At 67.5% G+C, this 13,579-nt stretch carries 13 protein-coding genes; 4 read left to right on the top strand and 9 right to left on the bottom strand.

What is annotated here, in order from left to right; all coding sequences use genetic code 11:
• Positions 1–61 precede the first annotated feature (61 nt).
• The 3 genes from AC1DEY_RS09205 to AC1DEY_RS09195 form a co-directional block, all read right to left on the bottom strand.
• Positions 62–1,498 carry a class II fumarate hydratase gene (locus AC1DEY_RS09205; RefSeq protein WP_476867674.1) on the bottom strand — a complete coding sequence of 479 codons (1,437 nt, stop codon included), beginning with the start codon at positions 1,496–1,498 and terminating at the stop codon, positions 62–64.
• Between the two features lie 71 nt (positions 1,499–1,569).
• Positions 1,570–2,184 (bottom strand): carbonic anhydrase, encoded by a 615-nt coding sequence (locus AC1DEY_RS09200; protein ID WP_441410302.1) that lies wholly within the window; start codon positions 2,182–2,184, stop codon positions 1,570–1,572.
• 9 nt (positions 2,185–2,193) lie between these two features.
• On the bottom strand, positions 2,194–2,940 hold the full coding sequence (locus AC1DEY_RS09195) for a DUF4245 domain-containing protein (protein ID WP_476867673.1): 747 nt from the start codon (positions 2,938–2,940) through the stop codon (positions 2,194–2,196).
• Positions 2,941–3,135: 195 nt separating this feature from the next.
• Here AC1DEY_RS09195 and glpX point away from each other — a divergent pair, with 195 nt between their 5' ends.
• Together glpX and galE are read left to right on the top strand one after the other, a co-directional pair.
• Positions 3,136–4,158 (top strand): class II fructose-bisphosphatase, encoded by a 1,023-nt coding sequence (glpX, locus tag AC1DEY_RS09190; protein WP_441410341.1) that lies wholly within the window; start codon positions 3,136–3,138, stop codon positions 4,156–4,158.
• A 137-nt stretch (positions 4,159–4,295) separates the two neighbouring features.
• The gene (galE, locus tag AC1DEY_RS09185; protein ID WP_476867672.1) at positions 4,296–5,270 is read left to right on the top strand and encodes a UDP-glucose 4-epimerase GalE; all 975 of its coding nucleotides are present in this window, start codon (positions 4,296–4,298) and stop codon (positions 5,268–5,270) included.
• A gap of 45 nt (positions 5,271–5,315) precedes the next feature.
• Here galE and AC1DEY_RS09180 read toward each other — a convergent pair whose 3' ends face one another.
• The 5 genes from AC1DEY_RS09180 to AC1DEY_RS09160 all read right to left on the bottom strand — a co-directional run bounded on the left by AC1DEY_RS09180 (position 5,316) and on the right by AC1DEY_RS09160 (position 11,064).
• The gene (locus AC1DEY_RS09180; RefSeq protein WP_476867671.1) at positions 5,316–6,287 is read right to left on the bottom strand and encodes a lipid II:glycine glycyltransferase FemX; all 972 of its coding nucleotides are present in this window, start codon (positions 6,285–6,287) and stop codon (positions 5,316–5,318) included.
• A 4-nt stretch (positions 6,288–6,291) separates the two neighbouring features.
• Positions 6,292–7,578 (bottom strand): mannose-6-phosphate isomerase, class I, encoded by a 1,287-nt coding sequence (gene manA / locus AC1DEY_RS09175; RefSeq protein ID WP_476867670.1) that lies wholly within the window; start codon positions 7,576–7,578, stop codon positions 6,292–6,294.
• A 66-nt stretch (positions 7,579–7,644) separates the two neighbouring features.
• Positions 7,645–9,297, bottom strand: coding sequence for an LCP family protein (locus tag AC1DEY_RS09170; RefSeq protein ID WP_476867669.1), 1,653 nt, complete (start codon positions 9,295–9,297; stop codon positions 7,645–7,647).
• 10 nt (positions 9,298–9,307) lie between these two features.
• Positions 9,308–9,919: a 5-(carboxyamino)imidazole ribonucleotide mutase gene (purE, locus tag AC1DEY_RS09165; RefSeq protein ID WP_476867668.1), complete on the bottom strand. Its 612-nt coding sequence runs from the start codon at positions 9,917–9,919 to the stop codon at positions 9,308–9,310.
• Positions 9,916–11,064 carry a 5-(carboxyamino)imidazole ribonucleotide synthase gene (locus AC1DEY_RS09160; protein WP_476867710.1) on the bottom strand — a complete coding sequence of 383 codons (1,149 nt, stop codon included), beginning with the start codon at positions 11,062–11,064 and terminating at the stop codon, positions 9,916–9,918. The genes purE and AC1DEY_RS09160 overlap by 4 nt, the downstream gene beginning before the upstream one ends.
• Before the next feature lie 267 nt (positions 11,065–11,331).
• Between AC1DEY_RS09160 and AC1DEY_RS09155 the strand changes: the two genes are divergently transcribed.
• Positions 11,332–11,895, top strand: coding sequence for a GtrA family protein (locus tag AC1DEY_RS09155; protein ID WP_476867667.1), 564 nt, complete (start codon positions 11,332–11,334; stop codon positions 11,893–11,895).
• A 56-nt stretch (positions 11,896–11,951) separates the two neighbouring features.
• Here the strand turns inward: AC1DEY_RS09155 and AC1DEY_RS09150 are convergent, their stop codons facing one another.
• Positions 11,952–12,656: a TIGR03089 family protein gene (locus AC1DEY_RS09150; RefSeq protein ID WP_476867666.1), complete on the bottom strand. Its 705-nt coding sequence runs from the start codon at positions 12,654–12,656 to the stop codon at positions 11,952–11,954.
• A 359-nt stretch (positions 12,657–13,015) separates the two neighbouring features.
• Here AC1DEY_RS09150 and AC1DEY_RS09145 point away from each other — a divergent pair, with 359 nt between their 5' ends.
• Entirely contained in the window at positions 13,016–13,558 is a 543-nt protein-coding gene (locus tag AC1DEY_RS09145; RefSeq protein WP_476867709.1) for a WhiB family transcriptional regulator, read from the top strand.
• Positions 13,559–13,579 lie beyond the last annotated feature (21 nt).

Below are 13,579 nucleotides of genomic sequence, written 5' to 3'. Positions count from 1 at the left end.
GGAAGGCGCCGGCCGCCGTCGCTGGTTGCCGGTGTGACCCGTTCCCGGGCCGGGTGTGCTGCTAGGCCTTGTGCGGCGGACGCGTCATGGACATGACGTCCAGGGCTGTGTCCAGCTGCTCCTCGGTCAGTTCGCCGCGCTCCAGGAAGCCCATGGCCACGACGGTTTCTCGGATGGTCAGGCCCTCGGCCACGGCCTTCTTGGCGATCTTGGCGGCGTTCTCGTAGCCGATGAACTTGTTCAGCGGGGTCACGATGGACGGCGAGGCCTCGGCCAGGAAGCGGGCACGTTCGACGTTCGCGGTGATGCCGTCGATCATCTTGTCGGCCATGACGCGGCTGGTGTTGGCCAGCAGGCGCACGGACTCGAGCAGGTTGGCGGCCATGACGGGGATGCCGACATTGAGTTCGAACGCGCCGTTGGTGCCGGACCAGGCGATGGCGGTGTCGTTGCCGATGACCTGGGCGCACACCATGATGGAGGCTTCGCAGATGACCGGGTTGACCTTGCCGGGCATGATCGAGGAGCCCGGCTGCAGGTCCGGGATGGCGATTTCGCCGAGGCCGGTGTTGGGCCCGGATCCCATCCAGCGCAGGTCGTTGTTGATCTTCATGAAGGAGATCGCGATGTTGCGCAGCTGGCTGGAGGCCTCGATCAGGCCGTCACGGTTGGCCTGGGCCTCGAAGTGGTCGCGGGCCTCGGTCAGCGGCAGGCCGGTGTCGGCGGCGAGGAGTTCGATCACGCGTTCGGGGAATCCCGCCGGGGTGTTGATGCCGGTGCCGACGGCCGTGCCGCCCAGGGGTACTTCGGCGACGCGGGGGAGGGAGGCATTGATGCGTTCGATGCCGTAGCGGACCTGCGCGGCGTAGCCGCCGAACTCCTGGCCCAGCGTGACGGGGGTGGCGTCCATGAGGTGCGTGCGTCCGGACTTCACGACGTCCTTGAACTCGACGGCTTTGCGCTCCAGCGACTCTGCCAGGTAGCCGAGGGCCGGGATCAGGTCGTTGATCAGGGCGGAGGTCGCGGCCACGTGCACGGAGGTCGGGAAGACGTCGTTGGAGGACTGCGAGGCGTTGACGTGGTCGTTCGGGTGGACCACCTTGTCGCTGCCGCCGGCCTTGAGGGCGCGGGAGGCAAGCTCGGCGAGGACCTCGTTGGTGTTCATGTTCGAGGACGTGCCGGAGCCGGTCTGGAAGACATCGATCGGGAAGTCGCCGTCGTACTTGCCGGCCGCAACCTCGTCGGCGGCGTCGGCGATCGCCTGGGCGAGCTCGCCGTCGAGCACCCCCAGTTCGGCGTTCGCCTGGGCGGCGGCCTTCTTCACCCGTGCCAGGGCTTCGATGTGGGCGCGTTCCAGGGTCTTGCCGGAGATCGGGAAGTTCTCGACTGCCCGCTGCGTCTGCGCGCGGTACAGGGCGTTCACGGGAACGCGGACTTCGCCCATCGTGTCGTGTTCAATGCGGAACTCTTCGGTGTTCAACTCATCTGTGGAAGTCATGGGGCTAGCTTATTGGGAGTGGGAGTCCCATCGAAAACCGGGATCTGTCCACAGGGGCCGGGTGCCTGGGTTTAGAGCCGTCCGATGCTGGAGACGAGGTCGGCCCGGCCGTCGGCAAGGCTGTAGGCGAGGCCCACCACGGCGGTGCGGCCGCTGTCGACGGCGCCCGAAATCACCCGGGAGCTGTCCACCAGCCGCTGCGAGGTCTGCTTGACGTTTTCGATCACCATGTCGTTGATGTCGGTCTGATTGTTACGCAGCGAGGTCAGCACTGACGGGGTGATCCGCTCCACCAGGCTGCGGATGAATCCCGCCGGCATCTGGCCGGTTTCCACGGCGGCCTTGGTGGCGGTGACGGCGCCGCAACGGTCGTGCCCCAGGACGACGATCAGCGGGACGTCCAGTTCGCTGACGCTGTATTCCAGCGAGCCGAGCACGGCGTCGTCGATCACCTGGCCGGCGGTGCGGACGACGAAGGCGTCCCCGAGGCCGAGGTCGAAGATGATCTCGGCGGCAAGGCGGGAGTCGGAGCAGCCGAAGATGACGGCGAAGGGGTGCTGGTTTTCTACCAGTGACGAGCGCCTCGACGCGTCCTGGTTGGGGTGTGAGGACGTGCCGGCGACAAAGCGCTTGTTGCCGTCACGGAGACGCTGCCAGGCGAGTTCGGGTGTCAGGTAAGTAGCCACGTGGCTACTTTACGGTGAAGGGCTGGCCGAAGGGGAAACTGTTGCGCCCGGTGTGGGCGCCGCGGTGCCGGACGGTGCCACGGCGGGAGGGTTGCTTTCCAGCGATTTCACGACGGCGGCCGCCAGGGTGGTGAACTCATCCAGCGTCGCGGATCCGGACAGGATGACGGTGGTGCCGCGATCGGAAAGCACCATGGACTTCTCGCCCTTGCCGGTGTCGCGCAGCTCCCAGTCGCGGCCGCCGGCGTTGCGGGTTCCGGTTACGGGCGCGTTCTTGGTCTGCTGCAAGAGCCAGGTCGGGTTGGCCTGGCGGGTCTGCACGAGGCCAATGAAGGACTCCTTGGGCGTCAGGTAACCGACCTCCCAGGTCGGGACGCCGCTGCCGGCGCCGGATTCCCAGCGGGCGTAGTTGGCACGAAATGTGTCGCCGGTATCGGCCGTCACGGGTGTGAATCCCGCCACATCCGTGGCGTTGTGCGCAATGGAGCTGACGTTGATGTCCGGCCGGTAGCCATCGGACTTCGGCGAGGGGTTCATGAGGACGATCGGAAGGAACGCGGCGATGCTCACCACCAGGGCGATGATCATGCCCATCACGGAGGCGTTGGCGCGTTTGGCCGCCGCGGCGGCGATGACGGGCTTCGCCGCAGGCTGCGCGGAAGCGTCCGGGCCGGCTGCGGGGGCGCTGCCAGCCGGAGAACCGGGGGCGGCGGGGGCGGTGTCCTGCTTTTCACTCACCCTTCTATAGTCGCCCATGTCCGGTCCGATCTCACATTCGCTGCCTTGCCGGCCGCCCGGAGGTGAAGTGCGTCACGCGCGGGTCATCCCATGACCTGAGGAGCCCGCCCCGACTATGATCAATATCAGACGAATCACCGCGACGGATCGATCCTGGCCGTACGGGTTCAACGACCGCCACTCGAAGAAGAGGTTCACGTGACACCAGCGCCCATGTCCCAGAAGTACTCCACACTTTCCCCCTCGCTCGCAGTCGGGATCGACGAGCCTGACCGCAACCTCGCACTGGAACTTGTCCGCGTCACCGAGGCCGCGGCCATCGCCGGTGGCCACTGGGTGGGCTTCGGCGACAAGAACAAGGCCGATGGCGCCGCCGTGGATGCCATGCGCTCGTTCCTGCAGACCGTCCACTTCAACGGCGTCGTGGTCATCGGCGAGGGCGAGAAGGACGAAGCCCCGATGCTGTTCAACGGTGAGCGCGTGGGTGACGGCACCGGCCCCGAGTGTGACGTCGCCGTCGACCCCATCGACGGAACCCGCCTGACCGCCCTGGGCATCAACAACGCCCTGGCCGTGCTGGCCGTGGCCGAACGCGGCTCCATGTTCGATCCCTCCGCCGTGTTCTACATGGAGAAGCTGGTCACCGGCCCCGAAGCGGCCGACATGGTGGACCTGCGCCTGCCGGTCAAGCAGAACCTGCACCTGATCGCCAAGGCCAAGGGCGTCAAGGTCAACCAGCTCAATGTCATGATCCTGGACCGCGACCGGCACCGCCCCCTTGTCGAGGAAATCCGCGAAGCCGGCGCCCGCACGAAGTTCATCATGGACGGCGACGTCGCAGGGGCCATCGCCGCCGCGCGCGCCGGCACCGGCGTGGACGCCCTGATGGGCATCGGCGGAACCCCGGAGGGCATCGTCGCCGCCTGCGCCATCAAGTCCCTCGGCGGCGTCATCCAGGGCCGGCTGTGGCCCACGAGCGACGAAGAGAAGCAGAAGGCGATCGACGCCGGCCACGATCTGGAGCGCGTGCTCTCGACCAACGACCTCGTCTCCAGCGACAACTGCTACTTCGCCGCCACCGGCATCACGGACGGTGACCTCCTCCGGGGTGTCCGCTACTCCAAGGACAAGGTCCTCACCCAGTCCATCGTGATGCGCTCCAAGTCCGGCACCATCCGCTTTGTCGACGGCGAGCACCAGGCCAGCAAGTGGGAGGGCTACGCCCGCAAGAGCTAGCACCCGCACCACTGAACTGCACAGCGAATCCCGGGCCGCCTCCGCGTCCCGGGATTCGTCGTCTTAATCCCGATGCCTGATGCCGTGTCCAGTGCCGCGGTACGCGCAGCGCCCAACGGATTAGATAGGGTGGAGCCATGACGTGGCTCGTAACTGGCGGTGCAGGATATATCGGTTCTCATGTGGTTTCCGCCTTGCGCGGTGCCCGGATCCAGCCGGTGGTGATTGATTCCCTCTCCAGCGGACACCGCGAGTTTGTGCCCGCCGATGTGCCGTTCATCCACGGCAGCATCCTCGACGCCGAGCTCGTGGCCGACACGTTGCGCAAGCACTCGGTGACCGGCGTGATCCACCTGGCCGGTTTCAAGTACGCCGGGGTCTCCGTCCAGGAGCCGCTGCTGACGTACGAACAGAACGTTACGGGCACCGCCGAGCTGCTCAAGGCCATGGAGCTCGCCGGCGTCGACAAACTGGTTTTCTCCTCCTCCGCCGCCACCTACGGCACGCCCACCGGTGACATCGTCACCGAGGACACGCCCACCAACCCGGAATCTCCCTACGGCGAGAGCAAGCTGATCGGCGAGTGGCTGATCCGGGACCAGGGCCGGGCCCGGGGCCTGAAGCACACCTCCCTGCGGTACTTCAACGTGGTCGGCTCCGGCGCGCCGGAGCTCTACGACACAAGCCCGCACAACCTCTTCCCGATCGTGCTGCGCGCGCTCACGGCGGGCCAGACCCCGCGCATCAACGGCGTCGACTACAACACCCCGGACGGAACCTGCGTACGCGACTACGTGCACGTGGCCGATCTGGCCACCTCGCATGTGGCCGCCGCCCAGGCCCTCGCCGCCGGCAAGCCGCTGGAGCGCGTGTACAACCTCGGATCAGGGGACGGGTTGTCCGTGCGCCAGATCATGACGGCGATGGCCAACGTCACCGGAATCGACTTTGAACCGGAGATCGGCCCGCGCCGGGCAGGGGACCCGGACCGGATCGTGGCGGACGGCACGCTGGCGGCACGCGACCTGAACTGGAAGATGCGGCATTCGGTGGACCAGATGGTCGCCAGCGCCTACGACGCCCAGCGGCACGCGATTACCGCCGCCAGCTAGCAGCGCCGGGCAGCCGGTTCCGGCGGCCCGGGCGCTGCTGCGCCGTCAGCGGCTCGTGAGGGCCTTGGACCGGGCGCGCAACTTCTTGGCGAACTGGGCGCCCTTGCGGGCCAGCTGGTAGCTGCCGTAGCGGACTTTCCGGACCGGCAGGTCCCACGTCCCGGGGTAGGCGATCCCGCGCCCGCCGAACGATTTCTTGAAAGCCGTGAACCCGGCCCACTTGTGGTCGGGCTGGTCCTCGGGCGCCACACCCCACAAGTCCACGTGCTTGAGGCCCTTCGCCTGGGCATCCGCGATCAGGGTGACCAGCAGGGGAATGCCTGCGCTGAGCTTGCGGTGGGTGTCATCGAGCGCCGCGTGGGCGTAGGTCCGGGTGTCGGCCGAATCGTAGGCCAGGGCCGCGGCGATCGGATGGCCGTCGAGCTCGGCGATGAACAGCGTCGCGGCGCCGGCCGGCATCAGCGAGCGGGCCACCTGGCTCAGGTATTCGTCGCTTTGGGGCTTGAAGCCGTTGCGGGCGGCCGTCATGTGGAGGAACTCCAGGAGGACACTGATCTCCGCCGGATCCTGGCTGGAGCGGAACGTCACGCCCTTCTTGTGAATGTTGCGGTAGAGGTTCCGGTTCGCCGGCTTCATATCCGCGAGGACGTCCTTGAAATCGCGGTCGAGGTCCACAATCCAGCTGTGCTCCGGCTGATTGCTGACCGGAGCCGGCTGCAGGCCGCGCCCGCGCAGGACGGAGTGTGCTTCGGCGGCAGTGAACCCCGCGGTGACCGGTTCAACCCGGACAAACACAGCCCCGCTGGCCCGGGCGAGGTCCGTCAGGGCCGCAATGGCGGCGTCGAACGCTGCCAGCGACTCGGCGACCGGGCCGTAGGGGGAGTACAGCAGTTTCCCGGCCGGGTTGGATTCCTCGACCGCCAGGAAGCGCCATCCGGGGCCGGACTGTTCGTGGACCGTGCGCCCCAGCGCGCGCTGGAACTTTGCCCATTGCGGGCTCTGCAGGAAATAATCCATGGTGTCAGGCTTCCAATGCGGTGGTGACGGCAAAGGCCACGGCGATGCCGGTGGCGCCGGAGACTGCGTGGACGTTGACCGGGGCCTCGGCGGCGGGCAGGAAGGCGCTGGCGCCGCGTCCGAGCCGCAGCTCGCCCTTCGGGGAGTCGAGGCGGACGGATCCGGCCGTGACGATGACTACGGCGGCACCGGACTGCGCCAGCGGGACGGGCTCGGCGCCGGGCGCCAATTCAAGGCGCTGCAGCTGGAATTCCCGGAACGGCGGCCGGAAGAGGTCCTGGCCCAGCATGGTGGTTTCGGCGCGGAGCATCGGCACGGCGACGGCCTCGAATGCCACCGTGTTGAGCAGTTCCGGCACGTCCACGAATTTCGGCGTGAGCCCGCCGCGCAGCACGTTGTCCGATGACGCCATGACCTCGATCCCGAGGCCGTGCAGGTAGGCATGGACATTTCCGGCGGGCAGGTAGACCGCCTCGCCCGGCGCCAGCGAGATCCGGTTCAGCAGCAACGAGATCAGGACACCAGGGTCGCCGGGGTAGTCCCGGTTGAGGTCCGCGACGGTGGTCAGCTCCGCCACGTATGCTCCCATCGGGGCGCCGGAGACGAGGGCCGCCACGATCGCCGCGGTGGCGCCGGAGACGTCCCCGCCGCCGGCGATGAGCCGTTCGAAGGCGGCGCGCAGGGCGGCCGGTTCGTCCGGCTGCGCCAGGTCTTCGAGCAGCAGCGGAACAAGCGGCGGCAGCTCCAGCCCGGCGAGGTCGAAGCAGGCCGCCAGGTGCTCGAAGACAGCACGGGAAGCGGCTGCCGGCCGGAAACCGCAGAGGGCCTCGAACGGGGTCAGCGCGAAGATCATTTCCGGCTTGTGGAAGGCATCCTTGTAGTTGCGTTCCGGTGCGGCGGCGTCCACGCCCGCGGCCTCCTCCCGGGCGAAACCCTCGCGGGCCTGCTCGAGCGTCGGGTGCACCTGCAGGGACAACGGCGCCTCGGCCGCGAGGACCTTGAGCAGGAACGGCAGGCGCGGCCCGAAAGCGTCCACGCTTGCGCTGCCCAGGCAATGCTCCGGATCCTCGGCGATCAGGGCATCCAGGGCGAGCCGTCCGCCGTCGTGCGTTTCGGGCGCATGCCGCCCGGTGCCGGCCGGCAGTGTCAGGGCGACGGAGGGCGAGTCCGGGTGGGCGCCGATCCACAGCTCCGCTTCGGGACCTCCGGAGGCCGGCCGGCCCAACAACTCGGCGATGGCCGTCGGGGAGCCCCAGGCATAGGGCCTGAGGACGTTCTCAAGTTCGTACATGGACGGGTCCCTGTCTTTGGAATGAACTGTCTCGTCAATGAAATGCGGTCAGGCCGGCTGGTGGCCCTAGAGCGGCGCGCACTGCCCGTTGGTGGCGACGAGGTCGCGGATGGACTGTTCGTCGCCATTGCGCTTGAACTGGTTGAGCATCTCCTCGGTGATCGGCTCCCCGTCCGGGGTGGTGGTCACCGGGGTGAAGTCCGACGTCGACGGCGACGGCGAGGGCGCGGTGGCCGGCACGGCTCCGGCCGCGGACAGCGGGCCCGCTCCCGTTCCAGGCTGCACCACTGTGTCATCGACAGAAGAGTCCCCAGCCGCGCCGCTTGAGGGGCTGGCCAGCAGTTTGGCCACCCGCGCGTGGATGACGTCGAAGTCCGGGGACGTGGAGAAGGACGCATCGAAATCGGGCGGACCGATGGTCAGGCGGCTGACGTCCTGGCCCTTGGCCTTCATGGCCAGGTCCACGAAACTGCCGAGCTGGCCGGAGGAGATGTTCGATTCGACCACCTTGGTGCCGGCCTTGGCGATGTCCTCAAACTTGGCCAGCAGGGTTGCCGGGTCGAGCTGCTTCAGCATCGCCTGCTGGACGCACTGTTGGCGCTGGATGCGGGCGTAGTCGTCCACGAATTCCCGGGACCGGCCGTACCAGAGGGCATGGAAACCGTCGAGGGTCTGGTCGCCGGCTGGAATCCAGCCGTCCGGCATGCCGTGGATGCCGTGGGCTTCATCCACCATCGGTCCGCTGATGGGGACCCACCCGCCGGCCTTGATCCGGATGCCGCCCATGGCGTCGATGAGCTTGGAAAAACCGTCCATGTCCACCAGCACGTACGCCTGGACCTTGATGCCCAGCGTTCCGGAGACGGCCTCGAGGGTTGCCTGCGCGCCCGGGTCAGCCACTCCGGGGTAGAGGTCCTTGTGCTCATTGGTGACCTCGGTGTTGATGGCGTTGATCAGGCATTCGTCGCCGCAGTTGTAGCCGTCCGGGTACACCTGGCGCATCGGGGATTCCGCGCTGAACTGGGCATTCTGGAGGTTGCGGGGAACGGAGATGATCGCCGTGGTGCCGGTCTTGGCATCGACGCTGATCACCGAGAGGCTGTCCGGCCGGCGGCCCGTGCGGTCCGCTCCGGCGTCGCCGCCCATCATCAGGAAGTTGTAGCGGCCGTCGGAGGGCTCCAGGGTGGGGCCGGAGCCGGAGAAGATGCTGCCGATGGCGTCGCGGCTGACGTTGAGCAGGTAGGCCGCGTAGCCCAGGGACCCGCTGCTGAGGATCATGGCCAGCACGAGCGCCAGCACCACCACGGGCCGGATCCTGGGGGTGAGCAGCCCGGGCCGGATCAGCCGCAGGGTGTTCAGGAACAGGGCCGCCCAGCCGATGGCCAGGAAGGCGAGGCCGAGCACCAGCAGAAGCGAGGGAACCGGGCCGGCCAGGATGTTGATCAGGGTGGAACGGGACACGAGCAGGAGCAGCACGGCCAGCAGGGCCAGCGCCCAAACGATGAGGGTCACGCGGAGCGCCGCCCGGCCGAGCCGGCGCTTGCCCGCGACGATCTGGGCGCTGCCGGGAACCAGCAGCGTCATGAAGATCAGGACGAACGCCCGTTTGGTCAGCACCGGGGCCGGGGCGCCGGTCGGGTGCCGGAGCGGGTTGCCCGGTGCCCGCCCGGACTCCCCGGTGCCCTCAGGGCGGTGCGTGGGGGCGTAGCTGTTGCTCATGCCGGGATTCCTAATGGCTGCCTTTTTGGCTGCTGGGATTTTGGCTGCTGCGCGTGGAGACGTTTCCTTCGGCAAACACTTCGCTGACCTTCTGGCGCAGGCTCGCACCCTTCCGGGTCGCGGCGTCGTTGAGTTCCTGGGCGAAGTCCAGGAGGTCGGCGCGGAGCTGGACGGCGAGTTCGTCCGTGCCCGAGGCCAGCATGCGCACGGCCAGGAGCCCGGCATTGCGCGCCCCGCCGATCGAGACGGTGGCGACAGGTACACCGGCGGGCATCTGCACGATGGACAGCAGGGAGTCCATGCCGTCCAGGGTCTTCAGCGGCACGGGGACGCCGATCACGGGCAGCGGGGTGACCGAGGCGAGCATGCCGGGAAGGTGCGCGGCGCCGCCGGCTCCGGCGATGATGAGGCGAAGGCCGCGCTCGTGGGCGCTCTGGCCGTAGCGGATCATCTCCGTGGGCATCCGGTGGGCCGAGACGACGTCGGCCTCGAACGGGATCCCGAACTCCGCGAGGGCTTCGGCGGCGGCCTCCATGACCGGCCAGTCCGAGTCCGAGCCCATGACGAGGCCTACGATCGGGGTTCCTTCGCTGCTCGGTGCGCTGCTCGGTGCGGTGCTCATGCGCTCTCCTCGGGGGTTGCCGGCATCGAGCCGGCGTGGGCCCGGCCGTTCCGGATGATGTCGGCCACGGCAGTAGCCCGCTGCCGCACGGAGTCGACGTCGGCCGCTGAGGTCCCCACCAGGTTGACGTGGCCGATCTTCCGGCCGGGCCGGACGGCCTTGCCGTAGCAGTGCACCTTCGCGGCCGGTTCGCTCGCGAGGGCGGCGGGGTAGGCGGAATAGAGGTCTTCGTTGGCGCCGCCCAGGAAGTTCTTCATCACGACGACGGGCCCCAGGAGGTCCGTGGCGCCCAGGGGCAGGTTCAGGATGGCCCGCAGGTGCTGCTCGAACTGGCTCGTCACCGAGCCGTCCTGGGTCCAGTGCCCCGTGTTGTGCGGGCGCATGGCGAGCTCATTGATCAGGAAGCCCGCACCCACGCCCGGGGTCTCGAAGAGTTCGACGGCCATGACACCTGTCACGCCGAGCTCGTTGGCAATCCGGACCGCCGCGTTCTCGGCGGCCGCGGCCACATCGAGGGGAATGTCCAGGGCGGGGGCAATCACTTCATCGCACACCCCGTCCACCTGGATGGTGTGCACCACCGGCCAGGCCCGTGATTCACCGTCCGGGGTCCTTGCCACCATGGCCGAGAGCTCCCGGCTGAATTCGACCTTGGCTTCGGCCAGCAGGGTAGACATGGCCTCGAACCAGTCAGCGGAGGCGGCGGCGTCCTCGGCCGAGGACACGATCCGCACGCCCTTGCCGTCGTAGCCGCCGCGGGGCATCTTCAAAACCACCGGCCAGCCGGTCTGTTCGCCGAAGGCGACGAGGTCCGAGACATTGGCGACGGCGGCCCACGTGGGGTTGGGCAGCTCGAGCCGGTCGATCGCGGCGCGCATCACAAGCTTGTCCTGGGCGTTGACCAGCGCATCCGGGCCCGGGTGGACGTTCACGCCGGCGCCGATCAGGGAGCGCAGGTGCTCCGTGGGGACGTGTTCGTGGTCGAAGGTCAGGACGTCCAGGCCGCGGGAGAACTCAAGCAGGTGCTCCAGGTCCTTGTAGTCACCGACCGGGGCCTTGGCCACGGCAGAGACAGCGGAGACGTCCTCGCCTTCGGCTAGGACACGGAGCTCGAAGCCGAGTGCGGTCGCGGCAGGGGCCATCATGCGGGCAAGTTGGCCGCCGCCAACAACACCGATTACAGGAAAAGTCACAAGTCCCAGCCTACCGAAAACCTCACCGGAACCCGGCTTTTGGGCGTGGGGACCGCAGGAACAGCGCCGTTTTGGCGGTTCCGTGCCCGCCCGGGCGCCGCCCGGCGTCGGGTGCGCAGCGAGCCATCTCACGGTCCCGCGCGGGCAAACTCCCGGGAAACGGCGCTAAAATGGCAGTTTGGCCCAATGGCCGACAGTTCCAAAAGGCCATGGAGGGTCATGATTACTGCACTTAATGAGCGCATGCGCGGGCTGGCCTCGCTGTTTTGGCGCGAAGTGGCCAAATTCGGCGCCGTTGGCGGCATCGCGTTCGTCATCGACAACGGCCTGACGTTTTACCTGATGCACGGTCCCATGACGGACAGTGAGGCCAAGGCCCGCTTCTTCGGGGCCAGTGTTGCCACTGTGTTCTCGTGGATTGCGAACCGTTTTTGGACCTTCCGGCACCGCCGTCAGGCCAACGTGCTGCGCGAGTTCGTGATGTTCGTCATCATCAACGGGATCGGCATCGGCATCTCTACCGGCCTCACCGCCATCGCGAAGTACGGCATGGGCATTACCGACAAGAACATGCTGTTCCTGGCCGGGGTCGTCGGCATCCTGGTCGCCACGGTGGTCCGCTTCTTTGCCTACCGCTTCCTGGTGTTCAACCAGGAACTCGACGCAGAGCCGGAGTTCTCGCACGACCACGAGATCATCGAACGGCACCCGCACGCCCGGGCTGACGCCAGCGTCGCCCGGGAAGCCGTCAAGGATCCGGAGCTGCCCGGCCCCTCGGTCTGACGCTTAGCCCTGACGCTCAGCCCTGACGCTCAGCCCAGCTGCTCAAGTCCAGCTGCTCAGGTCCCGCTGATCCGTTCGGCGTCCCGCAGCTTGCCGGTCACCTCGACCTCGGGGTGTACCAGGACGACGGAACCGTCGGCCTTCCAGGTTCCCAGCGACTGCGCCAGGACCGCTTCGAGGCCGCCTGCCGCGGGAACGAGTAGCCGTATCGCGGTATCGCGGGCCGCGGCAAAATCGTCCAGGAGCGCGCCGTGCGCGTGGACCGTGCCGTCCGAGGTGCGGACGGCGAGGCGATCTGCTTCCGGATCGAGATGGGGCATGAAGATGTCTCCGTGGGAGCGGACCTCCGCGGCGTAATCGAGGACGCCGGTGGGCAGCTCGCCTGTCCATCGCATGGCCAGCGCCGGCAGCGACACGGCCAGGACGGCGTCGAATCCGCCCGCTGCGGCGCCGGGACCCGGGTCCGCGGTGGCCAACAGGTCCGCCTCCCCGTCGTCGAAGACCACTTCCATGCCCAGCTGCCAGGCCGCCAGGGCCAGGATCACCGACTTCCAATGTGCGGGCAGGTCCAGGCGCAGCCGCGTGCCGGGTTCGGCGTCGAGTTCGTCCTGCAGGAGGTTGGAAGTCTTGGCCACCCAGTTGTCCAGCACCCGTCCGGAGAGCTCAACGCGCTCCGAATCCGGGCCATACCAGGTCAGCCGGGGCGAGGTGGACTGGCCGGACCGCAGCGCTGTCATCAGTTCGATTGCCGGAATGCTCATGCCTTCATCTTGCCACGGGCCATTCGGCCGGCCGCGATGTGACGTCCGTCATAGCGGCGGCTTCTGACCTCCCGCGCCCCCGGTCCGGGAGTGCTGGGAATTTCCCGTAAATTCAATGAAAACCCCCAAAAGTGCTCAGTAGCCTGATTATTCCGCGTGATCCCGCGGGCGGCGCGAAAAAAATTCGGGCGTGGCGTGCCTGCACTTTGTGTATCAAGTTGATTATTATCTCCGCCGTGGCTTGACTCCCGGATACTTACACGCGTGTAATTAGTTATCTAAAGCCACTGCGCATAAACCGGCACTCAACCGAGCGCCAAGGGGGTCTTGCAGTGGCTGCAAATCAGGAGGGGGACGCCATGGGGCTAGCAGAGCGTATCCATGAAGATGCCGTAGTTGCCGGCCAGGCCACGGCGAAATACCGGTCACGCGGCGTGCCGAGTGACTGGTATGTAGATCCGGCCGATCCGGACGCAGCTGATCGCTATAACGAACACAGCCAGGATTCCCTGCAGGACGCGGCCACGGCCTTCCTTGCGGCGCACGATGAACTGCTCGCCGGCCCGGATCATGAAGCCGATCCCCTCGACCCGCCGATGGAGCTCCATTCTCCCGATTCCGGTACCACCGCGCAGCCGGTCTGGATCGGGCTGCCGTCCCGGCAGGACTTTGACGACGAGGGCGAGCTCGGCTGGCAGACCGACGCCCTGTGCGCCCAGACGGATCCCGAAGCCTTCTTCCCTGAAAAGGGCGGCTCAACCCGCGACGCCAAGAAAGTTTGCGGCGCCTGCAACGTGCGTTCCCAGTGCCTCGAATACGCCTTGTCTAACGATGAGCGTTTCGGGATCTGGGGAGGCCTCTCCGAGCGCGAGCGGCGCCGGCTTAGGAAGCGAGCAGTCTAATTCTTCAAGAAGTACGGGTCA

Source organism: Arthrobacter sp. 05T47 (assembly GCF_056395825.1).
Note: the sequence above shows the minus strand (reverse complement) of the source record. Positions and strands in the feature narration are given on the sequence as shown.